General features: G+C 65.2%; 27 protein-coding genes. 9 read left to right on the forward strand and 18 right to left on the reverse strand.

Annotation, left to right across the window (positions count from 1 at the left end; translation table 11 throughout):
- Nucleotides 1-52 precede the first annotated feature (52 nt).
- The 3 genes from ACZ48C_RS18920 to ACZ48C_RS18930 are packed head-to-tail and all read right to left on the reverse strand — an operon-like array spanning nucleotide 53 to nucleotide 1867.
- The gene (locus ACZ48C_RS18920) at nucleotides 53-1072 is read right to left on the reverse strand and encodes a zinc-dependent alcohol dehydrogenase family protein (RefSeq protein ID WP_464783651.1); all 1020 of its coding nucleotides are present in this window, start codon (nucleotides 1070-1072) and stop codon (nucleotides 53-55) included.
- 28 nt (nucleotides 1073-1100) lie between these two features.
- Entirely contained in the window at nucleotides 1101-1496 is a 396-nt protein-coding gene (locus tag ACZ48C_RS18925) for a (R)-mandelonitrile lyase (RefSeq protein ID WP_464783652.1), read from the reverse strand.
- Between the two features lie 17 nt (nucleotides 1497-1513).
- Nucleotides 1514-1867 carry a cyclophilin-like fold protein gene (locus tag ACZ48C_RS18930; protein ID WP_464783653.1) on the reverse strand — a complete coding sequence of 118 codons (354 nt, stop codon included), beginning with the start codon at nucleotides 1865-1867 and terminating at the stop codon, nucleotides 1514-1516.
- A 446-nt stretch (nucleotides 1868-2313) separates the two neighbouring features.
- Here ACZ48C_RS18930 and ACZ48C_RS18935 point away from each other — a divergent pair, with 446 nt between their 5' ends.
- A complete protein-coding gene (locus tag ACZ48C_RS18935) occupies nucleotides 2314-2787 on the forward strand; it encodes a VOC family protein (RefSeq protein WP_424548335.1) in 474 nt (157 codons plus the stop codon).
- A 22-nt stretch (nucleotides 2788-2809) separates the two neighbouring features.
- Here ACZ48C_RS18935 and ACZ48C_RS18940 read toward each other — a convergent pair whose 3' ends face one another.
- Nucleotides 2810-3712: a LysR substrate-binding domain-containing protein gene (locus tag ACZ48C_RS18940; protein ID WP_464783654.1), complete on the reverse strand. Its 903-nt coding sequence runs from the start codon at nucleotides 3710-3712 to the stop codon at nucleotides 2810-2812.
- Between the two features lie 107 nt (nucleotides 3713-3819).
- On the opposite strand from ACZ48C_RS18940, the gene ACZ48C_RS18945 reads away from it, so the two are divergent.
- Nucleotides 3820-5229, forward strand: a complete 1410-nt coding sequence (locus tag ACZ48C_RS18945) for an FAD-binding oxidoreductase (protein ID WP_464783655.1) — start codon at nucleotides 3820-3822, stop codon at nucleotides 5227-5229.
- Between the two features lie 33 nt (nucleotides 5230-5262).
- Here ACZ48C_RS18945 and ACZ48C_RS18950 read toward each other — a convergent pair whose 3' ends face one another.
- Nucleotides 5263-6744, reverse strand: a complete 1482-nt coding sequence (locus ACZ48C_RS18950; protein WP_464783957.1) for a M81 family metallopeptidase — start codon at nucleotides 6742-6744, stop codon at nucleotides 5263-5265.
- Nucleotides 6745-6978: 234 nt separating this feature from the next.
- On the opposite strand from ACZ48C_RS18950, the gene ACZ48C_RS18955 reads away from it, so the two are divergent.
- Nucleotides 6979-7842: a MurR/RpiR family transcriptional regulator gene (locus ACZ48C_RS18955; RefSeq protein WP_464783656.1), complete on the forward strand. Its 864-nt coding sequence runs from the start codon at nucleotides 6979-6981 to the stop codon at nucleotides 7840-7842.
- A gap of 65 nt (nucleotides 7843-7907) precedes the next feature.
- Here ACZ48C_RS18955 and ACZ48C_RS18960 read toward each other — a convergent pair whose 3' ends face one another.
- The 3 genes from ACZ48C_RS18960 to tauA form a co-directional block, all read right to left on the reverse strand.
- The gene (locus ACZ48C_RS18960; protein WP_464783657.1) at nucleotides 7908-8750 is read right to left on the reverse strand and encodes an ABC transporter permease subunit; all 843 of its coding nucleotides are present in this window, start codon (nucleotides 8748-8750) and stop codon (nucleotides 7908-7910) included.
- Complete coding sequence (locus ACZ48C_RS18965; RefSeq protein WP_464783658.1) at nucleotides 8747-9553, reverse strand: taurine ABC transporter ATP-binding protein; 807 nt, start codon at nucleotides 9551-9553, stop codon at nucleotides 8747-8749. Before ACZ48C_RS18965 ends, ACZ48C_RS18960 begins: the two co-directional genes overlap by 4 nt.
- An 89-nt stretch (nucleotides 9554-9642) precedes the next feature.
- Nucleotides 9643-10647, reverse strand: a complete 1005-nt coding sequence (gene tauA, locus ACZ48C_RS18970) for a taurine ABC transporter substrate-binding protein (protein ID WP_464783659.1) — start codon at nucleotides 10645-10647, stop codon at nucleotides 9643-9645.
- A 295-nt stretch (nucleotides 10648-10942) separates the two neighbouring features.
- On the opposite strand from tauA, the gene ACZ48C_RS18975 reads away from it, so the two are divergent.
- Nucleotides 10943-11131 (forward strand): KGG domain-containing protein, encoded by a 189-nt coding sequence (locus ACZ48C_RS18975; RefSeq protein ID WP_464783660.1) that lies wholly within the window; start codon nucleotides 10943-10945, stop codon nucleotides 11129-11131.
- Nucleotides 11132-11517: 386 nt separating this feature from the next.
- Nucleotides 11518-11982: an RrF2 family transcriptional regulator gene (locus ACZ48C_RS18980; RefSeq protein WP_119255826.1), complete on the forward strand. Its 465-nt coding sequence runs from the start codon at nucleotides 11518-11520 to the stop codon at nucleotides 11980-11982.
- A gap of 9 nt (nucleotides 11983-11991) precedes the next feature.
- On the opposite strand, the gene ACZ48C_RS18985 is transcribed toward ACZ48C_RS18980, so the two are convergent.
- The 8 genes from ACZ48C_RS18985 to ACZ48C_RS19020 form a co-directional block, all read right to left on the reverse strand.
- Nucleotides 11992-12699, reverse strand: coding sequence for a glutathione S-transferase (locus ACZ48C_RS18985; protein WP_464783661.1), 708 nt, complete (start codon nucleotides 12697-12699; stop codon nucleotides 11992-11994).
- A gap of 44 nt (nucleotides 12700-12743) precedes the next feature.
- On the reverse strand, nucleotides 12744-14048 hold the full coding sequence (pncB, locus tag ACZ48C_RS18990; RefSeq protein WP_464783662.1) for a nicotinate phosphoribosyltransferase: 1305 nt from the start codon (nucleotides 14046-14048) through the stop codon (nucleotides 12744-12746).
- Nucleotides 14049-14216: 168 nt separating this feature from the next.
- Nucleotides 14217-15650: an aldehyde dehydrogenase family protein gene (locus ACZ48C_RS18995; protein WP_119255823.1), complete on the reverse strand. Its 1434-nt coding sequence runs from the start codon at nucleotides 15648-15650 to the stop codon at nucleotides 14217-14219.
- Between the two features lie 12 nt (nucleotides 15651-15662).
- Nucleotides 15663-16391, reverse strand: coding sequence for an MBL fold metallo-hydrolase (locus tag ACZ48C_RS19000; RefSeq protein WP_424548323.1), 729 nt, complete (start codon nucleotides 16389-16391; stop codon nucleotides 15663-15665).
- A gap of 5 nt (nucleotides 16392-16396) precedes the next feature.
- On the reverse strand, nucleotides 16397-17482 hold the full coding sequence (locus ACZ48C_RS19005; RefSeq protein ID WP_464783663.1) for an ABC transporter ATP-binding protein: 1086 nt from the start codon (nucleotides 17480-17482) through the stop codon (nucleotides 16397-16399).
- Nucleotides 17479-18267, reverse strand: a complete 789-nt coding sequence (locus ACZ48C_RS19010) for an ABC transporter permease (protein WP_464783664.1) — start codon at nucleotides 18265-18267, stop codon at nucleotides 17479-17481. The genes ACZ48C_RS19005 and ACZ48C_RS19010 overlap by 4 nt, the downstream gene beginning before the upstream one ends.
- Before the next feature lie 3 nt (nucleotides 18268-18270).
- Nucleotides 18271-19134 carry an ABC transporter permease gene (locus ACZ48C_RS19015; protein WP_464783665.1) on the reverse strand — a complete coding sequence of 288 codons (864 nt, stop codon included), beginning with the start codon at nucleotides 19132-19134 and terminating at the stop codon, nucleotides 18271-18273.
- A 224-nt stretch (nucleotides 19135-19358) separates the two neighbouring features.
- Nucleotides 19359-20435 carry an ABC transporter substrate-binding protein gene (locus ACZ48C_RS19020; protein WP_424548319.1) on the reverse strand — a complete coding sequence of 359 codons (1077 nt, stop codon included), beginning with the start codon at nucleotides 20433-20435 and terminating at the stop codon, nucleotides 19359-19361.
- 128 nt (nucleotides 20436-20563) lie between these two features.
- Here ACZ48C_RS19020 and ACZ48C_RS19025 point away from each other — a divergent pair, with 128 nt between their 5' ends.
- The 4 genes from ACZ48C_RS19025 (at nucleotide 20564) to ACZ48C_RS19040 (ending at nucleotide 22297) form a co-directional block, all read left to right on the forward strand.
- Entirely contained in the window at nucleotides 20564-21190 is a 627-nt protein-coding gene (locus ACZ48C_RS19025) for a TetR/AcrR family transcriptional regulator (protein WP_318914310.1), read from the forward strand.
- 13 nt (nucleotides 21191-21203) lie between these two features.
- Complete coding sequence (locus tag ACZ48C_RS19030) at nucleotides 21204-21596, forward strand: YybH family protein (RefSeq protein WP_464783666.1); 393 nt, start codon at nucleotides 21204-21206, stop codon at nucleotides 21594-21596.
- A 63-nt stretch (nucleotides 21597-21659) separates the two neighbouring features.
- A complete protein-coding gene (locus ACZ48C_RS19035; protein WP_119255816.1) occupies nucleotides 21660-21896 on the forward strand; it encodes an antitoxin in 237 nt (78 codons plus the stop codon).
- On the forward strand, nucleotides 21896-22297 hold the full coding sequence (locus ACZ48C_RS19040) for a PIN domain-containing protein (RefSeq protein ID WP_464783667.1): 402 nt from the start codon (nucleotides 21896-21898) through the stop codon (nucleotides 22295-22297). The genes ACZ48C_RS19035 and ACZ48C_RS19040 overlap by 1 nt, the downstream gene beginning before the upstream one ends.
- 3 nt (nucleotides 22298-22300) lie before the next feature.
- On the opposite strand, the gene cueR is transcribed toward ACZ48C_RS19040, so the two are convergent.
- Together cueR and ACZ48C_RS19050 are read right to left on the reverse strand one after the other, a co-directional pair.
- Nucleotides 22301-22711, reverse strand: a complete 411-nt coding sequence (gene cueR, locus ACZ48C_RS19045) for a Cu(I)-responsive transcriptional regulator (RefSeq protein ID WP_464783668.1) — start codon at nucleotides 22709-22711, stop codon at nucleotides 22301-22303.
- Complete coding sequence (locus tag ACZ48C_RS19050; RefSeq protein WP_464783669.1) at nucleotides 22708-25170, reverse strand: heavy metal translocating P-type ATPase; 2463 nt, start codon at nucleotides 25168-25170, stop codon at nucleotides 22708-22710. Before ACZ48C_RS19050 ends, cueR begins: the two co-directional genes overlap by 4 nt.
- Nucleotides 25171-25230 lie beyond the last annotated feature (60 nt).

The raw sequence follows: 25230 nt of genomic DNA on the forward strand, positions 1-25230 counted from the left end.
GAGGGACGCCGCGGATGGGAGCCCTTGCAGCAGCAGGGCTCCCGGTCGCGGTTCACGAGAGGCGCAGCAGGGTCTTGATCGCGCGCCGTTCGTCCATGGCGCGGTAGCCTTCGGCGACGTCCTGCAGAGGTAATTCCAGGTCGAAAACCTTGCCGGGATTGATCTTGCGGGTCATGACCAGGTCGATCAGGTCCGGCAGGAAGCGGCGCACGGGGGCCGGGCCGCCGAGCAGGTTCTTCTGGGCGAAGAACAGTTGCTGGCCGTCGATCTCCACGCCATGCGGCACACCGACGAAGCCGACCGAGCCGCCGGGGCGGGCGGAGGCGATTGCCTGCGACATCGATTCCTGCGTGCCGACGCATTCCAGCACCGATTCCGCGCCGACACCGTCCGTCAGGTCCCTGATGCGGGCGACGCCCTCGTCGCCGCGCTCGGATACGATGTGCGTCGCGCCGAACTCGAGGGCGAGGTCCTGCCGGCTCTTGTGGCGGCTCATCGCGATGATCTTTTCGGCGCCCATTTGCCTTGCGGCCAGAACGCCCATCAGGCCGACCGCGCCGTCGCCGACGACGACGACCGTGCCGCCCGGCCGCACGCGCGCGGCATCCGCCGCGTACCAGCCTGTGCCGAGCACGTCGGAGACCGCAAGCAGGCTCGGGATCAGGTCTTCGTCCGGCATATAGGGCGTCGCGACGAGGGTTCCGTCGGCAAGCGGCACGCGCAGCAGCGGCGCCTGTGCCCGCGTCATGAATTCACGGTTCTCGCAGGAGGACGGGAAGCCGAAGCGGCAATGCGGGCAGGTATTGTCCGAGCAGCAGAAAGAGCCGACGACGAACTGGCCGGGCTTGACGGTCTTCACCGCGCTGCCGACTTCGACCACCACGCCGCAATATTCATGGCCCATATGCATGGGGCCGTTCAGCGGCTGGAGGCCGCGATAGGGCCATAGGTCCGAGCCGCAGATGCAGGTGGCGGCAAGTTTCAGGATGGCGTCGGTGGGCTGGAGGATTTCCGGCTCCGCCACCTCTTCGCAGCGGATGTCGCCGGGGCTGTAAAGCACTGTTCCAAGCATGGGGTATTCCTTTCGCGTCGCGCCTGTCTCAGGCGCCGTATTCGGTGTCCGTGACATGTTCCAGCCAGTCGACGACCTTGCCGTCCTTGACCTCCTGGAGCGCGATATGGGTCATGGCGACATCCGGCGCCGCGCCGTGCCAGTGCCGTTCGCCGGGGGCGAACCAGACCACGTCGCCGGGCCGGATCTCCTCCACCGGGCCGCCTTCGCGCTGCACCCGGCCGAGGCCGGAAACGACGAGCAAGGTCTGACCGAGCGGATGGGTGTGCCACGCCGTCCTTGCCCCCGGCTCGAACGTCACCTGCGCGCCCTGCACCCGTTCGGCGTCGAAGGGATTGAAGAGCGGGTCGATGCGGACCGTGCCGGTGAACCATGCTTCCGGCCCCTTGGCGGATGAGCGCGATCCTGCGCGTGAGATATCCATGGTCATTCTCCTGTCTGTTATCGGATGACGTCGATCTGAAGCGGGAATTTTCCCCGCGCCAGCAAGGGTTCGAAGCTGCCGTCGATACGGCCGAGCCGGATCAGGCCGCGCGACCATTGGTATTCGCCGTAGAAGAGGGCGAGGTTGCCCCAGGGGGCATAGTAGCAGACGTCGCCGGGGCGCTCGCCGGAAAAGCGGCCGCCGCCCGCTTCGGTGAGCTTGCGCGGCAGGTAGGCGATCTTCTCGTTATGGGCATAATCGTCGATCTGGAGATCATGGAGCGGGAGCATGGATGCGAAGTCGCGGACGGAGGAATTGTCCTCCAGCGCGGCGGTCATCGTCCGGCCGGCAAAGGCGATGCGAATCTTCATGGATGCGGTTTTTCCTGCATGAATGCGGATCGGGCGGCTTGTGATGCATCTTAGGTAGCAGCAGGCGATTGGGTTGATTAGCCGTTTTATTTCGTTTGAACTTATCGATGGAGACTATAAATGAGGTGGTGAGGCTCGAAATCAGGGCCGGATGTGCGGGGACTTTCAACGAATTTCTGCGGTTCCGCATGGTGGCGGAGGCGGATCCGGGGCTGTTCAACCACGAGGCCAGCCCTAACTTAACGCAGACGCCCATAATCCGGCTGATGGATGGCGAATGAGCCGGTGGTCGCTTTGAGTGGGACGATCCGGGTCGGGATTTTTTCTTGGGGCTGTCGGAACGTGGCGACCTTGTTCGTCCTCTGACCGAGTGGATCCGGCAATGGGGGAAGGCTTCAACCCGTGCCGGAGGCCGCTGGCAACGAACCGAGCGAAAGGAACCGACAATGCCAAAGAACGCTGTTTGCATCTGGTACGACAAGGACGCGGAAGACGCCGCACGCTTCTATGCGCAGGTCTTTCCCGACAGTGCGGTCACCGGTGTCTACCGTGCGCCGGGTGACTATCCCTCCGGCAAGGAGGGCGATGTGCTGATGGTCGAATTCACGGTTGCCGGCATCCCCTGCCTCGGGCTCAACGGCGGGCCGATCTTCAAGCATTCGGAGGCATTTTCCTTCCAGATTTCCACTGAAGACCAGGAAGAGACGGACCGCTACTGGAATGCCATCGTCGGCAATGGCGGGCAGGAAAGCGAATGCGGCTGGTGCAAGGACAGGTGGGGTATCTCCTGGCAGATCACACCGCGTGTCCTGATGGAGGCGATGGCGGCGGGGGGCGGCGAGGCGAAGCGCGCCTTCAGTGCCATGATGACGATGAAGAAGATCGACGTCGCCGCGATTGCAGCCGCCCGGCGCGGCTGAAGGCCCGCCCCGCGGTAGCGCTTCAGACGACGCTGCGCAGCCACTCGGCAAACAGCGCGATCACGCGTTTGCGGGGATGGTCAGGCCGGTGCAGGAGATAGTAACCGAGACCCGGCAGCGAGAGTTCGTGCGCCTTCACCAGCTCGCCCGCCTCGAGCTCCGGCGCGAGGACGACATCGCTGCAGATCGCTACGCCCTGACCGGCCAGCACCGCGGCGATGGCGTGTGCCTCCTCGCGGAAGCTGAGCCGGCAGGTCTCCGCGTCATGCGGCAGCCCCGGTTCCAGCGCGCGCGCCTTGCTCCACCAGTGGCGCCAGGTCGGAGTCTCGGGATCGATTTTCATCCAGTCATAGTGGATGCGCGGCAGGCGATAGATGTCGCGCGGCGTCGCGAGCGGTTTTCCAGCGGCAAGCAGATGGGGCCGGCAGACCGGAAAATAGGTGTCGCGAAACAGCTCCTGCCCGGCGCAACCATCCGGCATGCTCCGCGAATAGCGGATCGCGACGTCCGCCTCGCCGCTTTCGAGGCTCAGGGTTCGGTCCGTACCGATGATTTCGAGCGCGATCTCGGGCTGGGCCTCCTGCCACAGGGGAAGACGCGGTACGAGCCACCGGCTTGCGAAGGCATTCGGCGTGGTGACGCGCAGGACCTGGTGCGGCATCTCGCAGAGCGCCGCAAACGCCGCGGTGAAGGAGTCGAAGCCGCCGCGTAGCACGGGAAACAGCATGTTCCCTGCTTCGGTCAGGCGAAGGGGACGCGGCCGTCGGAAAAAAAGCGGCTGGGCGCAGATATCCTCCAGCAGACGGATCTGATGGCTGATGGCGGTGGGCGTGACGCCGAGTTCGACCGCCGCCAGCCGGAAGCTCAGGTGCCGGGCGGCGCTTTCGAAGGCTCGCAATGCGTTGAGGGGCGGCAGTTTCCTCATGGCGCGATCATAGATGAATTCATTTCATCCATCACCTGATTTCTTTGATTTTGCTAATGTTCGCCTCCCGTGAGAGCGTCCATCGAGCCAAGGATGGGAGAGCCGAGATGAAAGCCGACGCCCTGGAGCCTGCCGCAACTGTGGAAATGAGCCTGCGAGAGGAAACCCGGCTGCGCCGCGCACTTCGCGGCGAGCTGGTTCTCCGGGTAGATCCTGTCTACGAACGCGCACGGCAAGTCTGGAACGGTCTTGTCGACAAGCGGCCGGCTGCCATTGCCTATTGCGCCTGCACGGAGGACGTGGTCGCGGCGCTTGCCGCGGCACGGGAGGGTGGCCTGTCGATTTCCGTGCGCAGCGGCGGACACAATGTTGCGGGAAAGTCGGTCTGCGAGGGTGGGCTCGTCATCGACCTTTCGCGGATGAAGAACAGGCTGGTGGAGGATAGCCGCCTCTTTGCTTCGGCCGAAGCGGGACTGACGCTCGCCGAATTCGATAGGGCCACGCAAGCCTGCGGCCTCGCGACGACCATGGGTGTCAACGGCGATACCGGCATTGCGGGCCTCACATTGGGCGGTGGCTTCGGCAAGCTCGGCCGGCGCTTCGGACTCGCCTGCGACAATCTCCTTTCGGCGCAGGTCGTGACAGCCGACGGCAGGGTGCTCCATGCGAGCGCCGACGAGAATCCCGATCTCTTCTGGGGGCTGCGGGGCGGTGGCGGCAATTTCGGGATCGTCACCCGCTTCGACTATCGCCTTCATGCCATCGGCACCACGGTCCTTGCCGGCAGTGTCGTCTTCCCGGAGGCAAGGGCGCGGGAAGCCTTGAAAATCTATGACGAATTCGCCCGGAATGCGCCGGACGAACTCAGCCTCGATGCCGCGCTGTTCACGTCGGCGGGCGAACGGCTGTTCTCGATCTCCGTCTTCCATTCCGGCGTCCCGGCACAGGCGGCGAGAGACATCGCACCGCTTTTCGCCTATGCGCAGGGAAAATCCGTCAGCGCGCATGTCGAGCCGACGCCCTATCTCGCCGTGCAGTCGGCAGGCGACGCGGTGTTTCCGCGTGGCCGCCGCTATTCGTGGAAGGCCCAGTTCATGCGCGAGCTTACCGCGGACATGATCGACGCGCTCCTCGATGCCTACAGGAAGGCGCCGGGCGACAATGCTCTCCTTGTCCTGCAGCAGGTAGGAGGCGCAATCTCCCGCGTTCCCGTTGCCGCGACCGCCTATGCCGGCCGGGATGCCGAGTTCGACTGCTTCCCCATCGCGATATGGGACGACCCGGCTGCGGATGGCGAAAACCTCGCCTGGGTGCGCGACGTATGGACCGCCGTTCGTCCATTCTCGACGGGTGCGGTTTACGTCAACAACCTCGGAGACGAAGGACCGGAACGCGTCAAGGCTGCCTATGGGCCCAACTACCGGAGGCTCGTCGAACTGAAGGACAAGTACGACCCTTCGAACCTGTTCTCGCTGAACCAGAACATCGCGCCCACCATGGCCGACCGACCGGAATGACCTTCGGCGCCGAACGACCGGATAACCCGCAGGCTAGCTCTCCAGGCCCAGCGGATCGGAGGCGCGCGGCCAGATGTCGAGCCGGGCCTTGCGGTAAGGCGTGGTCGCCGGGTCCGTCGGGTAGGAGGTCGGCGCGGCAATATAGACGATCTCGGAAGAGACCGGCTGGAAGCCGGCGTGGAAATGGTTGGTCGACTTTACCAGCAGGAAGGCCTTGCTGGTGAAATCCACGCCCTGGTTGGAGAAGATGTCGGGCTCGTAGGTCTGGGTGCGACTGGTGATCAGCACGATGTCGATGGTCGTGCCGACCGGGCGCACCACCGCCGTGCTGCCGAGCGTCGCGCGGCTGTTGCGGAAGCTCTGCCAGCCCGCCTCGAAGACGCCCTCCACCGTGACGCGAAGGTCGAGCGGCTCGCCGCCCTCCGGCCCCGACTTGCCGCCGAAGCGCAGCGCCAGTTCTGCCCCTTGCCCAGCCGCGTGGCAGAAGGAAACGGCGATCGGGTCCCAGATCGTCGCCACCGCGACATTCTCGAAGCCGCGCTCGATCATCCGGCGCAGGATGAAGGTCGCGTCACCCGCCACCCCGCCGCCGGGATTGTCCCAGACATCGGCGATGACGACGGGGCGGTCCGGCTGGGCGGTACGAACCGCGAGCGCGCGGTCGAGGCCGGCCTCCGTGTCCAGCATCGGCATGGCCGTCTCCCGGCGCAGGCGGTAGAGGTCATGGCCGAGCCTTTCCGCCAGCGCATCGCCCTTCACCTTGTCATCGTCAGTGACGACGACGATGCGCGTGCCCATTTCCGGCACGTCGCCCGCCATGAAGCCGTGGATGACGGAAATCGACAACACGCCATCCTTGCCCTCCATGGCCTTCAGGCGATCGACGAAGGAGCGCATCGGCTCGCGGCTCGTCGGATAGATGGTGATCATGCGGCAGTCGAAGGTGGAGATGACGGGCCTGATCTCGCCCTTCAGGGTGCGCAGCGCAAGTTCCACGACATGCTCGCCGCGCTCCTCGAAATCCGTGTGCGGAAATTCGAGGAAGGCCGCCATGATGTCGAGATTGGCGACACGCTTTGCGGTCAGGTGGCTGTGCGGGTCGAATTCCACGGCGATCAGCACGTCCGGCCCGACAAGCGCGCGGATGCGCGACAGGAAGTCTCCTTCCGGATCGTCATAACCCTGCGCCACCATCGCGCCGTGCAGGCCGAGCACGACGGCATCGACCGGCAGCGCGGCTTCGAGCTCGCCGACGATCCGGTCGCGCAGCGTCTCGTAGGTCTGGCGCTGGATGAGACCGGCGGGCTCGGCCCAGCAGGACGTGCCCTCTATGACGGTGAAACCCTCCGCCCGCCCGCGCCGGCGCAGGATCGGCACGACGGAAGAGCAGAGCGTCGGCGTATCCGGATGCTCGCCCGGGCCGGCATAGAAGGCGGCCTTGAAGGCATTCATGTCCGTCGGCACGGGGGAGAAGGTGTTGGTCTCGGTGGCAAGCGAGGCCGTGAAGATGCGCATGGTGACAGGTCCCGATGAATGGCCGGCCTCCGCCAGCTTCTTCTTGTTATTTATTTTCACTCATGCGACTCTTTGCAAGAGATTTCTGTAAGAATGGATGGCGAAAATGCCGAGATAGGAAATTAAATTTCACACATAGCGTCGTATTGATGCGGTTTCTGCCTGTGCTATGACCGTTTGGCACGTGAAATTCATTTTCAGGAAGGCGAGGGCGGCCTTGCCGGCGGAGCGCGGATGGACCTCTTTCATGCATTGACGGACGAGGAGGGCGGCCTTTCGGGGCTGGACCGCACGCTTGCGGATTTCGTGCTGGAGAATGTCGATTTCGTCATGCATGCCTCCATCGGCGAGCTTGCCGGGCGGGCCGGCGTCTCGCCGCCGACCGTGACGCGGTTCTGCCGGCGGCTCGGATGCAAGGGCTTTCCGGATTTCAAGGTGCAGCTCGCGCGGTTGGCCTCCGTCGGCCTGCGTTATGTCCGGCCGGAAGTCCTGACCGAAACGCCGCAGGAGGTCGCCGACGACGTGCTGGCGAATGCGCAGGCCGCGCTTTACCAGTTGCACCGCCAGATCGACCTTGCCGCGCTCGAAAAGGCGGCGGGCCTGTTGCGCGGCGCGGATTTCATCCTCGCCTTCGGGGCGAGCGGCAATTCGTCGATGGTGGTCAACGAGCTGCACAACCGGCTGTTCCGGCTCGGCTGCCGCATCTGCGCCTCGAACGACCACAACATGAACGCGATGCTTTCCGCCGCCGCCCGGCCGGGCACGGTGGTCTTCGCCTCGTCCTTCACGGGGCGCGATACGGCCCTCGTCCACTGCCTCGACCTGGCGAGGCAGCGCGGCATTCCTACCGTCGTCGTCACCCAGAGCCGTTCGCCGGTCGCCGAAGCGGCGGACGTGGTGATCGCGGTCGACCTGCCGGAAGGGACCAACGTCTTCCGGCCGACCTCGACGCGCTATGCCTATCTCGCCGTCGTCGACATGCTGGCGAACCTCGTCGCTTATGCCGACAGGCCGAAGGCGCTGAAGACCCTGCGCGCCATCAAGGAAGACCTCGTCAGCCACCGCGATGGCGACGACCGCCAGCCGCTCGGCGATTAGAGCAATTCCAGCAAAAGTGTGAAGCGTTTTTGCGATTCGAAGAAAAGCGGAAATGCTCTAAAATCTCAGCGGTGCGAGGCCCAGGGCACGAGCCGCCGCTCGATCTGGCGCGCGATGGCTTCCAGCAGGATCGCCACCAGCGCGATGACGACGATGCCGGCTATCACGACGTCGGTGACGAGGAACTGCGCGGCCGACTGGATCATGAAGCCGATGCCGCTCGTCGCCGCCACGAGTTCGGCCGCCACCAGCGTCGTCCAGCCCGCGCCGAGCGCGATGCGGATGCCGGTGAGGATCGACGGGACCGCGCTCGGCAGCACCACGTCGGACAAAACCTGCCGCCGGCTCGCGCCGAGGGAACGGGCGGCGTTGACATGGTCCTTCGAGACGCCGCGCACGCCGGCTGATGTCGACAGGATGATCGAGGGCAGCATGGAAAGCGCGATGACGGTGATCTTCGAGGCCTCGCCGATGCCGACCCAGATGATGATGAGCGGCAGATAGGCCAGCGGCGGCAGCGGGCGCAAAAACTCCACCACCGGGTCGAGGATGCCGCGGCCGATCCGGCTCGTGCCGATGGCAAGGCCGGCAGGAATGCCGATCGCGATGGAGGCGGCGAGCGCGCCGAAGATGCGGGTGAGGCTGGCGCCGAGATGCTCGGCGAGGGTCGCATCGACGAAACCGGTGACGACGAGATTGTAGATCGCGACCACCACCTGCCGGGGCGAGGGCAGGAAGACCGGCGAGACCAGCGCATAGGCGGCGGCCAGCGCCCAGAGCGCGACGAGCACGGCGACGGTGATCGCGGAGATGACCGCGACGGGCAGCGGCCGCCGCTCGGCGCGCTCGCAGGGCGGGTCCTTCGCCGGAACCTCGGGCAGGGACGTGACGTCGGTGGAGAGGGTCATGCGGCAAGCTCCTCGTCTGCGCCGGAATGGATGAGACCAGTGAGGCCGGCATGCATGCGTTTGAAGAGGGGCGATGCCTTTACGGCGGATACCGAGGCGCCGTTCAGCACCTCCGCATTGAAGCCCGCCTCGATCTCGGCCGTCAGGCGTCCCGGATTGGGCGAGAGCACGACGATGCGCGTGCCGAGCAGCAGGGCCTCCTCGATGCTGTGCGTGATGAGGATGGCGCCCGCGCCGCTTTCGGCCTTTATGCGCAGGAGGAATTCCTGCATGCGCGTTCGGGTCAGCGCGTCCAGCGCGCCGAGCGGTTCGTCGAGCAGGAGGAAGCGCGGCTCCGCCGCCAGCGCCCGCGCGATGCCGACGCGCTGGCGCATGCCGCCGGAAAGCTCCCAGATGCGCCGTTCGCCGGCCTCCGCAAGCCCGACGCGGGCAAGAAGCGCATCGGCCCGCGCCCGGCGCTCGGCAAGCGGAATGCCCCTCAGCTTGAGCGGGAAGGCAATGTTGTCGCGCGCGTCGAGCCAGGGATAGAGCGCATCGTCCTGGAAGACGACTGCGCGGTCGGCGCCGGGGCCGCGCACCGGCTCGCCGTCGAGCGCGATGGTGCCGGTGCTCGGCGCGATGAAGCCGGCCGCAAGGTTGAGCAGGCTCGTCTTGCCCGAGCCGGAGCGCCCGATGATGGCGACCAGCTCGTCCGAAGCGACCTGCAGGTTGATGCCGTCGAGGACCAGCTTTGCGCCCGCGCCGCCCCGGCCCGGCCTTGCCGGGTAGCGCAGCGCGACGTTGCGGAATGTCAGGATGCTCATGGGCCCTCCAAGATTAATGCCGTGGTGGCAGTCGATGGCCCGGCAGCGCCTTCGCGCCACCGGGCCCGTCCGCCGCAAAGGTTCAGGCGTCAGTAGGCGAGCTTCGTCGCGTCCGTCACCCAGCGGGTGGAGACGTACGGCGAGTAGTCGGAAAGGGCCGCGGGGATCTTGCCCTGTTCCAGCAGGAAGGCCGAGGTGTCGGCGACCGCCTTCACCGTGCCGCCGCCGAGCAGCTTTTCGCCGGCCTGTTCCTCGAGCGTCGGGAAGATGTAACCCTTGAGCAGCGCCGGCACCTCGTCCTGCTTGGCGCCGGTGAGGCGAGCGATCTTCCCGGCTTCCGGCGAGGTGGCGTTCCAGGCATCGGGATCGGCGCGATAGGCGGCGGTCGCATCGCCCGTCACCTTGACGAAGGCAGTCACGACGTCCGGGTGTTCCTCGGCGAATTTCTTGCTGACGATCCAGGCGTCGAAGGTCGGCCCGCCCCAGTCCGCGACGTCGGCAGAGGTCGCGAGGACCTTGCCGCCCTTCTTCAGCTGGGCTAGCACCGGATCCCAGACATAGGCGCCGTCGATGTCGCCGCGTTCCCAGGCCGCCGCGATTTCCGGCGGGCGCAGGTTGAGAATCTCGACCGATTTCGGATCGACGTTCCAGTGCTTCAGCGCGGTCAGCAGGCTGTAATGGGCGGTCGAGACGAAGGGCGTCGCGATCTTCTTGCCGGCAAGATCCTCCGGCTTGTCGATGGATTTCACCGCGAGCGCTTCCGCCTCGCTGATGAGGCCGACGACGAAGATCGTCTCGATGGGCAGCTCACGGCTGGCGGCGGCGGCAAGCGGCGAGGAGCCGACATAGCCGATATCGAGCGAGCCGGAGGCGATGGCGGCGATCACGTCCGCGCCGCCGTCGAATTTCTGCCAGTTGATCTTCGCGCCGGTCGCCTTCTCATAGGTGCCGTCGGCCTGCGGAACGCGGGACGGCTCGACGATCGGCTGGTAGCCGATGTTGAGCGTCACGTCCGCGGCATGCGCCGCGCCGAGGGAAGCCGCCATGGCAAGGGCGGCGGTCGCGGCGAGCAGGGCTCTGCGGGTAATGGTCATGGTCCTCTCCTCAAGTTGCCGTCGCCCGAAATCTCTGCGGGCCGGTTTCTCAAAGCTATATAATCAATAAATTTAGTAGAGAAATTTTCGCCTCAATTTACCGGGCGCGCGGCAATTGCTTTTGCGCTTCTGGCGGAAGGATCGAAATGACGACTCCCCGGGCTGCTCTATGCGTGCCGGTGAGATCGGCCGGATCTCCATCACGATATGTTTCAGCGGGGAACGACCGCTCGCCGTTTCGGTTGACTCCGCGCAAGCGAATGAACGCCTGCATTTGAAACCCAGGAGAAGCATTATGCCGAACCAAGGCGGAACCCATGAACAGCATGTGAAGGCTGGCCAGCAGAGCCACAAGAACGAGGATCGCAAGGTCGAGGCCTCCGGCAAGCACGACCAGAACGACGGTCAGCGCGGCGGCAAGGGCAACTTCGCGGAAGACCGCGAACGGTCCTCGGAAGCCGGCCGCAAGGGCGGCAAGCACTAACCTTTCAACTCCAGAGGGTCCGCCGCCGCAAGGTGGCGGGCCTTTTGACGCCTATGTGCCAAACCCGGTGCGAATCGATGCGAAAAGCGGCGCTACGCCGCAGATGAAAGCCATTTGCCGCCGGAAGGCATCGAAAATGATGCCTATTGGGCACGTTCAAGGCCAAAACGGCCGGAAAACGGCGGTCTGGGGGCTGAAATTCCTTGGTATTTGCCGCTCTGATAAATTATACCGTTTTTATATGTTTTTCGCACTTCGGTGCCTAGAATGAGCCGGAATCACCCGTCATGGGTGAGCCGATCGATCTTCCCGAAGACGACGGATGAAATCGCCGGGCGCCAGCGTGCGTCCACGCTGCCGCACATGCCGATGGAAAGCAGGCCGAAATGCTGACGAAAAAGGGAAAATACGGGTTGAAGGCGCTGGTCGACCTGGCGCGCCTCGCCCCGGGCGAAACGGCTTTCGTCAGCGAGATCGCGCTGCGCAACAACATTCCGAAGAAGTTTCTCGACACCATCCTTCTCGAACTGCGCAATGCCGGCATGCTGCGTTCGAAGAAGGGGCCGGGCGGCGGCTATTCCCTTTCCCATCCTGCCTCGGAAATCCGCATCGGCCACGCCATCCGCGTCCTCGACGGGCCGCTGGCGCCGATCCGCTGCGCAAGCCGCACGGCCTATGAGGCCTGCGAGGACTGCGCCGATCCGGAAGGCTGTCAGGTCCGCCGCGCCATGACCGAGGTGCGCGACGCCATCGCTTCCATCCTCGATACGATGACGCTCGAACAGTTCGTCGCCGTGCCGGGTGCGGCCGCGATGATTGAAGAAGAGGAACTGGAAAAGCGGGTCGGCTGATCCGCTGCCCTACGGATCCAGTTCGGGATAGTGGCGGAAGAGGTCGCTTTCGTTGGGCGCAAGGCGCCTGTCGCTGGCAAGATAGGCCGCGATCCTCGGCAATTTCTCCACCCTTTTGCAGACCGCGTCGATCTTGCCGTATTTCGGTCCGAGCCGCTTCATGAGGTTCGGAAAGGCATAGGTCAGGCCGCTCATCGCCTGGAAAAGCGAAAGATCCGCATAGGTGAGATGGTTGCCGACCAGATGCGCCGGCCCTTCGGTGTTGCGCGCGAGGATCGTCTCGAACCAGTCGAGGAATTTGGGAACGCGCTCCTTGCGGAATTCCTCCGCCCGCCGAAGCGATTCCGGCTTCTGTTCCTCGTAATATCGTCCCGCGCCGATGGGGTGGTGCACGTCATGCCCCTCGAGCACGAAATCGGCGATGGTGAGCTGGATCTGATGCGTCCAGAGCCGAAGGCGTTCGTCCTTCGGCGCGAGGTCCAGCCTGTCCCCGAGATAGAGAAGGATCGCCGCCACCTGTCCGACGACCAGCGAACCGTCTTTCAGGAAGGGCGGGGCGAAGGACGGCGTCGCAAGCGTCCTGCCGACCTCCGCGATCACATGGTCGCCTTCCTCCCGCGCCACGTCGCGGTAGGGCGCCCCGGCCGCTTCCAGCGCCAGGCGGACATATTCGCCGCGGCCCTGGATGCCGGTCCAGTAGTAGAGTTCGTAGGTCATGGCGCAGAAATGCGGCAGCGAGCTTTCGGTTCCACCTTGTCGCCTCAGACCTCGACCGGCCGTGCCGTCTGCTCGGTCACGCCGAAGACGCGGCGGTAGCGGGCGATTTCCGCCGGATCGCCGGTCGCCTTGACCGGATTGTCGGAGAGCTTGACCGCGGGGCGGCCGTTGGCGCTCGTCACCTTGCAGACCAGCGAGATCGGATCGAGCCCGTGGCCGCCATCGGGATCGCAACCGCGGAAGTCGTTGGTGAGATTGGTGCCCCAGCCGAAGCTCATGCGCACGCGGCCGTGGAAGTGCCGGTAGGTTTCCTCGATGGTGTCGACATCCATGCCGTCGGAGAAGATCAGCAGCTTTTCGCGCGGATCGCGTCCCTTGGCGCGCCACCAGTCGATGATCTGCTCGCCGCCCTCGATCGGCGGCGCGCTGTCCGGGCGGAAGCCCGTCCAGTCCGCCACCCAGTCCGGCGCATTGGCGAGGAAGGCGGTGGTGCCGAAGGCGTCGGGCAGGGCGATGAGGAGGTTGCCGTTATAATGCTGTTGCCACTCCTCCAGCACCCGGTATGGCGCGTGGGCGAGCGCGTCGTCGCCTTCGGCGAGCGCGGCGGCGACCATCGGCAGCTCATGCGCATTGGTGCCGATGGCCTCGAGATCGGCATCCATGGCGAGGAGTACGTTCGACGTGCCGATGAAGCGGTCGCCGAGCCCTTCCTTGAGGGCGTCCACGCACCAGCGCTGCCACAGGAAGCCGTGCCGGCGGCGAGTGCCGAAGTCGGAGATGACGAGGTCCGGCAACTGGCGCAGCCGTTCCACCTTTTCCCATAGCCGCGCCTTGGCGCGGGCATAGAGCACGTCGAGCGCGAAGCGGCCGCGATCGCGCATCGCCGCGCGCGACTTCAACTCGTTGATGATGGCAAGGGCGGGGATTTCCCACATGGTCGTGTGCGTCCACGGCCCGTCGAAATGCAGCTCGTACTGGCCGTCGACCTTGCGCAGCTCGTATTCCGGCAGTTGGAAGGTCGAGAGCCAGGCGATGAAATCCGGCCCGAACATGCGCGCCTTGCCGTAGAAGCTGTTGCCGGCGAGCCAGATCAGCTCCTTCTTGGTGAAGCGTATGCCGCGGGCATGGTCGAGCTGGGCGCGAAGCTCGCCTTCGTCGATGATGTCGGCAAGCCGCACGCTCGTCGTGCGGTTGATCAGCGAGAAGGTGGCATTCACGTCCGGATGGAGCTGCCGGATCATCTGGAGCATCAGCAGCTTGTAAAAGTCCGTATCGAGCAGGCTGCGGACGATCGGGTCGAGGCGGAAATTGTGATCGTAGGTGCGGGTCGCGATATCGTTGACGGCCATGCCGGCTCCTGGCGATGGGACTGGGCTTGCCGGCTGGGAGGGACCGGCGGGTTCGCGCCAACCTCGTTGATCGACGCCCCGATTGCAAGCCGCAGGCCGCTTCATCCGCCGGATGTGCAAAGGAAAACGGCCCGGAGATATCTCCGGGCCGTTCGTATCGAGTGCCGGTCAGGCCGCGTCCGGCCGGTGCACCGTCTTCACTTCGAGGAAGTCCTCAAGGCCGAACATGCCGCCTTCGCGGCCGTTGCCGGACTGCTTGAAGCCGCCGAACGGGCTGCCGTAGCGGTGCGGGCCGCCATTGATGTGCACCATGCCGGCGCGAAGGCGGGCGGCGACGCGCTCGGCGCGGTCCGGATTGCCCGTCTGCACATAGGCGGCAAGGCCATAGGCGGTGTCGTTGGCGATCGCGATGGCTTCCTCTTCCGTGTCGAAGGGAATGATCGCGAGAACCGGGCCGAACACTTCTTCACGCGCGATGCGCATGTTGTTGTTGACGTCCGCGAAGATCGTCGGCTTGACGAAATAGCCGGTCTCGAAGCCATCGGGCTTGCCCGGGCCGCCGACGAGAAGCCGCGCGCCTTCGGCAACGCCCGCCTCGATCAGCGCCTGCACGCGGCCGAACTGGATGTGCGAGACGAGCGGGCCGATATGGCCGCCTTCCTCTTCCGGGTTGCCGACGGTCGCTTCCTTGCCGGTGCGCTCGGCGATCTCGACCACCTTGTCATAGACCGAGCGCTCGACGAGCATGCGGGTCGGCGCGTCGCAGGACTGGCCGGAATTGTTGAAGCATTCCAGCACGCTGCCAGCGACGCGGTCTTCCAGGTCGGCGTCGGCGAAGACGATGTTCGGCGACTTGCCGCCGAGTTCCAGCGTCACGCGCTTGACCGTGTCTGCCGCATCCTTGCTGACGGCGATGCCGGCGCGGGTGGAGCCGGTAAACGACATCATGTCGACGTCCTTGTGCTTGGAAAGCGCCGCGCCGCATTCGATGCCGTCGCCGTTGACGAGGTTGAACGTGCCCGCGGGGAAGCCCGCCTCATGCACCATCTCGGCATAGAGCATGGCGTTGAGCGGCGTGAATTCGGAGGGCTTCAGCACGCAGGTTGAGCCCGTCGCCAGCGCCGGAACCACCTTCAGCGCGATCTGGTTGATCGGCCAGTTCCAGGGCGTGATGAGACCGCAGACGCCGATGGGCTCGCGGCGCACGACGTCGCCGTTCGGCAGCACTTCGCGGCTCTTGAGGCGCTTCAGCGCATCGATGAAGCCCTGGAGGTGGCCGACGCCGACATCCGCCTGCTGCTCGGTGCTCATGCTGATCGGCGCGCCGAGTTCGAGCGTGATGGTGCGGGCCATCTCGTCATAGCGGCGCTTGTAGATCTCCAGTAGCTTTTCGAGCAGAGCGAGGCGCTCGTCCACGCTGGTCTGGCTGTAGGTCGCAAAAGCCTTCCTGGCAGCGGCGACGGCGCGGTCGATATCGGCGGCGGTGCCCATGGTGATGACCGCGACCGGCTTTTCCGTCGCCGGGTTGATGACCTGGAGGTCATTGGGCTTCAGCGGATCGACCCACTGGCCGTCGATGTAGAATTTGCGCTTGTCGAGCATGCTTTTCTCCCGTCACTTCTGTTTTTCGTCGAGCCAGCCCCTTATGAGCTGGCGATAGCGTTCCCCGCCGAAGCTTGGAAAATGGCCGCCATGCACCAGCCGCACCGGCAGGGTCAGGAGCCGTTCCATCGAGGCGATATAGTCCGTCAGGTCGGAATGGTAGGTGTCCTCGATCAGCGGGCCATCGTAGACGATGTCGCCCGAGAAGAGAATTTCGGTTGCCTTCTCGTAGAGTGCAATACCCCCTGGGGAGTGGCCCGGCGTGTGGATGACCTCGAACTGGCGGTCGCCGAGATCGATCATGTCGCCGTCCTCGAGGATGCGCGTCGCGGGCGCCTTCTTCACGGCGTAGCATTTCGAGCAATAGGGCTCTGGCGGCAGCGCGTCGAAGATCTCGTCGGTGACGTAAGGGTCGGCCAGCGTGTTCTCCCGCGTCGGATTGGCGAGAAGGTCGGCCTCTGCCGAGTGCACCGCGCGGCACTCGAATTCGTGGTGGCAGCCGATATGGTCGAAATGCGTATGGCTGGCCACCGCGATCAGGTCGCGCTCCGTGACGAGCGGCACCCATTCCCTGAGCGAGACGACGCCCATGCCGCTATCGACCAGCATGTCGCGGTCGCGCCCGCGGATGTGCCAGACATTGCAGCGATAGAATTCCTGGATATAGGGCTCACAGATATAGGTCACGTCGTCATCGAGGCGACGAACGCTGTACCAATCCTCCGGCCGGATGCGCCGCATCGATCCTAAACTCCCGCCCCGTCCTGAAGCACGACGATGCTATCCGCCTTCAGCCGTAGGTCAAGCTCGGCGCCGACTTCCGGCGTCTCGGTCTGCGGCAGATGGGCGGTGAGCGTCGCGCCATTGGCCGCGACATGGCAGCGATGATGCGTGCCGAAGAAGGCACTGCCGGTGATGCGGCCGTGGCCGAGCGAGAGGGTGGGCACATCGGCATTGGCCGAGCGGAAGTGCTCCGGGCGAATGCAGAGCGTGACATCGCTTCCGGTAGTCGGGAAGCCGGAAACGAAGGTGGAGGCCGGCAGCACGGCACGGCCAAGCGTGGTCTCCAACTCGGCTTCGCCGGCGGCGGTGCGTACGACCTTCGCCGGCAGGAAATTGGCCTCGCCCATGAAGCCGGCGGAAAACAGTGAGCGCGGGCGCATGTAGATGGAGGCTGGCGTGCCGACATCCTCGATGCGGCCCTTGTTCATCACGACGATGCGGTCGGCGATCGCCATCGCCTCCTCCTGGTCGTGGGTGACGTGAACGAAGGTCGTGCCGACGCGCTTCTGGATCGCCTTCAATTCGTCCTGCATCTGCCGGCGCAGCTTCAGGTCCAGCGCGCCGAGCGGCTCGTCGAGCAGCAGCACGTCGGGATCGACCGCCAGAGCGCGGGCGAGCGCCACGCGCTGGCGCTGGCCGCCCGAAAGCTCATGCGGCTTCTTGGCCGAGGATGCCCTCAGGCCGACGAGATCGAGATAGGAGAAGGCCTTTTCGTAGCGCTCCGCCTTGCCCATGCCGCGCATGCGCAGGCCGAAGCCGACATTGTCGCGCAGGCACATATGCGGGAAGAGCGCATAGTCCTGGAACATGGTGGTGGTCGGCCGCTTGGCTGGCGAGACATATGTCATCTCGCGCCCGCCGATGGAGATCGTGCCGGACGTCGGCTCGATGAAGCCGCCGAGGATGGAGAGCAGCGTGGTCTTGCCGCAGCCCGACGGGCCGAGCAGCACGATGAACTCGCCGGCCGCGATATCGAGCGAGACGTCGTCGAGCGCCCGGAACGCGCCGAAGTCCTTGGTGGCGTTCTTGATGGAAACGTCGGCGGTCATGAGGATTTCCCGGTTTTTCTGAAGACCGTCAGTTCCATGAGGATGAGGAACACGACGGAGATGAGGAAGACGACGCTGCCAATGGCGTTGGTCTTGGGGTCGAGGCCGGAGCGCAGCATGCTCCAGATCTCGACCGGCAGCGTCACGTCGAAGCGCGACAGCAGGAAGGCGACGATGAATTCGTCCCAGCTGAAGGTGACGGAGAGGAAGAAGGCGGCAAGGATCGACGGCAGCAGCATGGGCGCGGTGACGAGCAGCATGACCTGCCAGTCCTTCGCCCCGAGGTCGCGCGCCGCCCGCTCGATATTCACCTGATGCCCGCCCATCGAGGCATAGATGATGGCGAAGCAGAGCGGCAGGTTGATCACCACATGGCCGATGCCGACCGTCACGAGCGAAAGCCGCATGCCCGTCACGTTCAGCATGGAGAGGAGGCCAAGGCCGATGATCAGCGTGCTGACCGTCATCGGCGCGACGATGAGGCCGCGCAGAAGCGCGGATGCCGGCAGCGTATAGCGCGCGAAGGCATAGGCGGCGAGGAAGCCGAGGATGCAGGCGACGGCCGAGGAGATCACCGCCACCAGCAGCGAATTGCCGAGCGCGGCCATCAGCTTGCCGTCGGAGAAGACCGCCTCGTACCAGCGCAGCGTCAGCCCGTTCAGCGGCGGCACGGGCAAGGTGCCGTCCTGGAAGGAGAAGAGCACCAGCACAACGACGGGCAGGAAGATGAAGAGATAGATGAGGCCGGCATAGAGCGCGGCGAGCGTAGTGGAAAGGTGCCGCATGGATCAGGTCCTTTCCATCTTCAGCCAGCGCGCGCAGGCGATATAGGCGAGCGTGATGACTACCATCAGCACCAGCGAAAGCGCCGCGGCCATCGGGAAGTCCGCTCGTCGCCCGAGCTGCAGCATGATGACCTGCGGCAGCACCAGCTCGTTGTTGCCGCCGAGGATCTGCGGCGTGATGTAGTCGCCGATGCACAGCACGAAGGTCAGGAACGCGCCGACCATGATGCCCGGCAGCGTCAGCGGCAGCACGACATGCCAGAAGGTCTGGAAGGCGTTCGCCCCGAGGTCCGCCGCCGCGCGGCGGTAGTTCGGCGAAAGCTGGATGAGGTTGGCGTAGATCGTCAGCGTCAGCAGCATGACGAAGAAATGCACGAAGCCGATCACGGTACCGGTGCGGTTGGCCGAAAGCTCCAGCGGTTCGGCGATGATGCCGATTGAGAGCAGCGCCTGGTTGACGACACCGCCCTTGGAGAGCACCAGCAGCCAGGAATAGGAGCGCACCACATAGGAGGTCCAGAAGGGCAGGATCGCCATGACGAGGGCGAAGCGCTGCCATTTCTTCGGCACCCGCTCGGCGATGATCCAGGCAAGCGGATAGGCGAGCAGCACCGAGATGACGGTGACGGTCGCGGTGATCTCCAGCGAGACAACCAGCCCCTTGAAGAAATGCGCCTTCCCGAAGAAGGCGACGTAATTGTCGAGCGTCCAGGTCGCGACGATCTCGCGCCCCTGCCGCGTCCAGAAGCTGATCGCCACCATGTAGGCGAAGGGCACGAGGAAGAACAGTGCGGTCCAGAGCAGCCCCGGCAGGGCAAAGGCCCATGCCTTGCGGCGCTCCGCGCGTTCGAGGGCTGTGGCGGTCATGGGGTGGTTCTCCGTTCCCGCTTCGTGGGCGTGCCGTGCGGCTTCGCCCCTCATCCGCCTGCCGGCACCTTCTCCCCGCAGGCGGGGAGAAGGCATATGCCGTGCTGTATCCCACCCTTTGACAGTTCGCAGGGCAAGTCCCCTCTCCCCGCTTGCGGGGAGAGGGTTAGGGTGAGGGGCGGCCTTATGAAACAATACGCGGGCGTGGCGTCACGCCACAAACCTTACTGCTGCAGCATTTCCGTCCAGACATCCTGCATCGCCGCATCCATGTCGGCATCCGCCACCGGATAGAGCTGCGAATTCTTCAGGTATTCCGGCTGCTTGTCCCAGCGCAGCGCCGTCTTCTGCTGGTCGGTCAGGTGCTCGCCGGCCTTGGCATTGGAAGGCATCGCCCAGTAGCACGAGGACGTGGCAAGCCGTGCCTGCCCTTCGGGGCTCACGATATACTGCACGAATTTCAGCGCCAGATCCTGCTTTTCGGAGTTCTTGAACACGCCGATCGACTGCGCCCAGCGCAGCGCACCCTGCTTGGGGATCGTCCAGTCGAGGTTCGGCTTTTCCGCCGAGAGCCCGGCCGTCAGCCATTCGCCGCCACCGACGACGATATCGACTTCGCCGGTCGCCAGCGCCGTCTGCGAGGCGACGACGTCGCTCACCTGACGGGAGACCTTCTTCATCTCGAAGAGCTTTTCCTTGATCGCCGGCAGGTCGTCCTGCTTGAGGTCCGCCGTCTTCTTGCCGATGGCGACGCCCGTCAGGCCGACCATGGGCAGATAGTAGTCATAGAGCGCGATGCGGCCCTTGTACTTGTCCGACCACATGACCGAGAGATCTTCCATATCGGCCGGGTCGACCTTCGTCTTGTCGTAGGAAATCGTGTTGTAACCGAACTTCTCCGTGACGGCGTAGACCTTGCCGTCGCGGGTCGTCGTCGCGTCCATGCGAACCTCGGGGAAGAGGTCGCCGAGCGGCAGCTTGTCGGCCGGCATTTCGCCGAGAATGTCCATGTCGATGGCGCGCGGCACGTCGACGGCGTCGATGACCAGCACGTCCCAGTCGCCCGGGCGGGATTGTTCGATGATCGAGATCGCCGCGCCCGTGCCCTCGTATTCCTTGAGGTTCACCTTGACGTTGTTGGCCTTCTCGAAGGGCTCGACCAGCGCCGGGTCCGTATGGTCGCACCAGACGAGGGCGTTCAGCTCGTCCTGCGCCATCGCGCCGGCGGGCGAAAGTGCAATGGTGGCGGCGGTGGCAAGAAGCATGCGGCGGGCAAGGCCGCCGGAAACGGTTTTCGTCATCGTCTTTCCCTCTGGCTGAAGGCGCGTGGCCTTGCGGATGGCGCTCGTCATGGCGCCTTGAGAAAAAGATTGAACGAGTTCATTTTTTAAGTCAATCTCATTTTTGAAGAGATTCAGCGGAGGGGCCGATGGCCGGATTGCGGGCAAAACAGAAGGCGGACAAGACGCGCCGCATCCTCGATGCCGCGGCCACGCTGTTTCGCCGCGAGGGCTATGACAATGCCCGCATCGAGGTCATCGCGGAGATGGCCGAGGTCTCCGTCGGCACGCTCTACAACTACTACCAGAACAAGGGCGACATCCTCGTCGCCACCGTCGCGATGGAAGTGAGCGAGGTACTGGAAGGCGGCGCGCGCATCGTCGCGAGCCCCCCGCTCAACGTCGCCGAGGCGCTGCGCACGCTGATCGCGCAATATTACGACCACTCCCTCGTCTATCTCTCCAAGGAGATGTGGCGCACGGCGATGGCGATCTCCATCCAGCAACCCGAAACCCCGCTTTCCCGCCGCTATACCGAGCTCGACGGCCAGCTTTCCGCCCAGGTCGTGCGGCTCGTCGAGACGCTGCAGGCGCGCGGCGTCGTCCATGCGGCCGTCGACGCCAAGGCCATGGGCGAGGTCTTCTTCAACAACCTCAACATGATGTTCATCGAGTTCTGCAAGGTCGATACCATGCCGCTCGAAGAGCTGAAGGCGCGTGTCGAAGCCCAGCACGCGCCCATCGCCGCCCTCATCAGCACCGTCAAGATCGTCTGACCTCGGAAAAAGCATGACCGACACGCAAGCCGCCGTCCTCTCCGCCGCCGACGCCCTCGTCGCCGCCTTCGCCCGCCACGACCGCGACGCCTATTTCGCCGCCTTCGCCCCGCAGGCGACCTTCCTCTTCTACAATCTCGACCGCCCCTTGGACGGCCGTGCCGCTTACGAGGCCGAATGGGCGCTCTGGGAGGAACGCGACGGCTTCCGCATCCACGCCTGCCGCTCCACCGACCGCCGCGTCCAACTCCTTGGCGACGTCGCCATCTTCACCCACGCCGTCGAAACCGAGCTTTCGGTGGGCGGCGAAAGGCTGACCAACAACGAACGCGAAACCATCGTCTTTTTCCGCGATCCCACCGGCCACTGGCTCGCCGTACACGAACACCTTTCGGCGGCGGCCTGAGTACATACACAAGTGTGTACGTCGCGCGGCTTTTGTGCTATTCCTCTGTCGAAGGAGCAAGCGATGCACAGAACCCGCGTTTTCAGGAACGGCAATTCCCAGGCGGTCCGCATCCCATCGGACCTCGCCTATGAGAATACCGAAGTCGAGATGGAGATCGAGCGCGTCGGCGACGAACTGCGTATCCGCCCGGCACGGCGTTCGCTCGCCGGTGTTCTCGACCGTTTCGCGCGCTTCTCGCCGGATTTCATGGCCGAAGGACGCGGCGACCAGGAGCAGGCTGAGCGGGATACGCTCTGATGCCGCGCTACATGCTGGACACCAACATGTGTATCTATCTCATGAAGAACCAGCCGGAGCAGGTGGCGCGCCGCTTCGCGGCATGCCAGGTCGGCGATGTCGCAATGTCCGCCATCACCTATGCCGAGCTGCAATACGGCGTAGCCGCCTCCAGCGATCCAGCGCGGGAAGGGCGGAATCTGAGCGATCTGGTCGAGCTCATTCCCGTCCTGCCGTTCGACCGATTGGCGGGAGACGCCTACGGGCCGGTGCGCATGGCGACGCGCGAGAGGAAGTCCGATCATCTCGACAAGCTCATCGCCGCCCACGCCATCGCCGCCGATGTCGTGCTTGTCACCAACAACCTTCGCGACTTCGCGGCCTATCCCGGCCTCCGCCTCGAGAATTGGCTCGACGGCTAGGCGCTAGCAGCACGCCTCTTCGCTGTTCCCGCTCGCCAGCTGCTCCAGGATCGGGCAGTCCGGCCGGTCGTCGCCGTGGCAGTGGGCGGAGAGGTGTTCCAGCGTGTGGACCATCTCCTGCAGCAGCTGCATCTTGGCCCGCATCTCGTCGATATGCTCGCTGGCGATGCGCTTGACGTCGGAGGAGGCGCGGGCGCGGTCCTGCCAGAGGGTGAGGAGATCGCGGATCTGGGCGATGGAGAAGCCGAGGTCGCGCGCGCGGCGGATGAAGGAGAGCGTGGAGAGGTCCTTGGGGCCGTAGACACGGTAGCCGGAACCCGTGCGGCCGGCCGCGCGGATGAGGCCGATCTGCTCGTAATGCCGGATCATCTTGGCGGTGACGCCCGTCGCCTCCGCTGCTTCGCCGATATTCATGCCGCACCTCCCTTGAAGCGCTTCAGCCGCAGCGCGTTCGTAACCACGAAGACGCTGGAGAGCGCCATGGCGCCTGCCGCCAGTGCCGGCGAAAGCTGGATGCCGAAGGCCGGGTAGAACAGGCCGGCGGCGAGCGGAATGAGCGCGACATTGTAGCCGAAGGCCCAGAAGAGGTTCTGGCGGATGTTGCGCATGGTCGCCCGCGACAGGGCGATGCCGGTCGCAACCCCTCGCATGTCGCCGGCCATCAGCACCACGTCGGCGCTCTCGATGGCGACGTCCGTACCGGTGCCGATGGCAATGCCCGTATCGGCGGCGGCCAGCGCCGGCGCATCGTTGATGCCGTCGCCGACGAAGGCGACCTTCTTTGCGCCATTGGCCGAAAGCTCGCGCACCGCCGCGACCTTTCCGTCCGGCAGCACCTCCGCCATCACCCTGGTAATGCCAAGCTTTGCCGCGACGGCCTCGGCGGTACGGCGGTTGTCGCCGGTGATCATCGCCACTTCGATGCCGAGTGCCTTCAGGGCCGCGACCGCCGCCTTCGTCGTGGGCTTTACCGGGTCGGTGACGGCGAAGAGCGCGGCGAGCTTGCCGTCGATGGCGGCATAGAGCGGCGAGGCGCCCTCGGCGGCCAGTCGCTCGGCATCCCCTGCAAAGGGAGCGACATCGAGGCCGCGCGCCTGCATGAAGCCGACCGAGCCGGCCTCCACCCTGCGGCCGGAGACGTCTGCGGAAATTCCCTGTCCCGAGGTCGTCACGAAGCCGGATGCCGCCGGAAGGTCGATGCCCTCCGCCACGGCCGCCTCATGGATGGCGATCGCGATCGGATGCTCCGAATGCACCTCGGCGGCGGCGACCAGCGTGAGGACGTCCGCCCGCGAAAAGCCTTCTGCCGGCACGATTTCCGTCAGTGTCGGGTGGCCGAGCGTCAGCGTGCCGGTCTTGTCGACGGCGACGATCTCGGTGCCTTCAAGCGTCTGGAGCGCGGTGCCTTGGCGGAAGAGCACGCCAAGCTCGGCGGCCCGTCCCGTGCCTGTAATGATGGAGGTCGGCGTTGCAAGACCCATGGCGCAGGGGCAGGCGATGATGAGCACGGCGACGGCATTGACCAGCGCATGGGCGAGCGCCGGGCTCGGCCCGAGCGCCAGCCAGAGGCCGAAGGTGACAAGTGCGACGGCGATGACCGCCGGCACGAACCATTGCGTCACGCGGTCGACCAGCGCCTGGATCGGCAACTTCGCCGCCTGCGCATCCTCCACCATGCGGATGATCTGCGAAAGCACGGTGTCGGCGCCGACGCGGGTCGCGCGGAAGGTGAGGGAGCCGGTCGTGTTCACCGTGCCGCCCGTCACCATGTCGCCCGCCGTGCGCGCCACCGGCATCGGCTCGCCGGTGATCATGGATTCGTCGACATACGAGCTGCCGTCCGTCACCTCGCCGTCGACCGGCACCTTTTCGCCCGGCCGCACCAGCACGATATCGCCGGGCACGACGCTTTCCAGCGGCACGTCCTCGGCCTTGCCGTCGCGCAGCACGCGGGCGGATTTGGCGCGCAGGCCGGCAAGATGCCGGATCGCCTCGCCGGTGCGCCCCTTGGCGCGCGCCTCCAGATAACGTCCGGCAAGGATGAGCGTCACGATGACCGCGGCCGCCTCGAAATAGACATTGGCCGCGCCGCCCGGCAGCAGGCCCGGCGCGAAGGTCGCGACGGTGGAAAAGCTCCAGGCGGCGAAGGTGCCGATGACGACGAGAGAATTCATGTCCGGCGCAAGGCGCAACAAACTCGGAATGCCCTTGTGGAAGAAGCGCAGCCCCGGGCCGAGAAGCACCAGCGTCGCCAGCACGAACTGGATCACCCGGCTCGTCTGCATGCCGAGCGTTTCATGGATGTAATGGCCGAAGGAGGGGAAGGCATGCGCGCCCATCTCCATGACGAAGAGCGGCGCCGTGAGCACGGCGGCGATCAGAAGATCGCGCCGCAGTGTCTTCGCCTCGGCGGCGCGCCGATCCTCTTCTGGCGCGGCTGCTGTTTCGCGAATGGCCTTGTAGCCGCTGCGCTCGATGGCAGCGGCCAGCTCTTCGAAGGATGTGGCCCCCTTGGGGAAGCGCACGCGGGCACGCTCCTGCGCAAGGTTCGCGGTAGCCTCCAGCACGCCGGGCACGGCCTTGAGCGCCTTCTCGACGCGGCCGATGCAGGAGGCGCAGGTCATGCCTTCGACGGGAAACTCCAGCACCTCCTCCGCAACGCCATAACCCGCCTTGCGCACGGCATCGGTGACGGCCGCGATATCGGGCGTGCCGGCAAAGGTCACCTCGGCCTTTTCCGTCGCGAGATTGACGGCGGCGCCGGCAACGCCCGGCACCTTCTCTATGGCCTTCTCCACCCGGCGCACGCAGGAGGCGCAAGTCATGTCGGAGATTGAAAGCTTGATGGTCTGCCGGTCGTTCGCGGTGAGCATGGTGCACCTTTCATCCTAAGTCGGATAGATCGTGCACCTTCCCATCGTGTCAAGGTCAAG

The organism is Shinella sp. 1A1 (genome assembly GCF_055379515.1).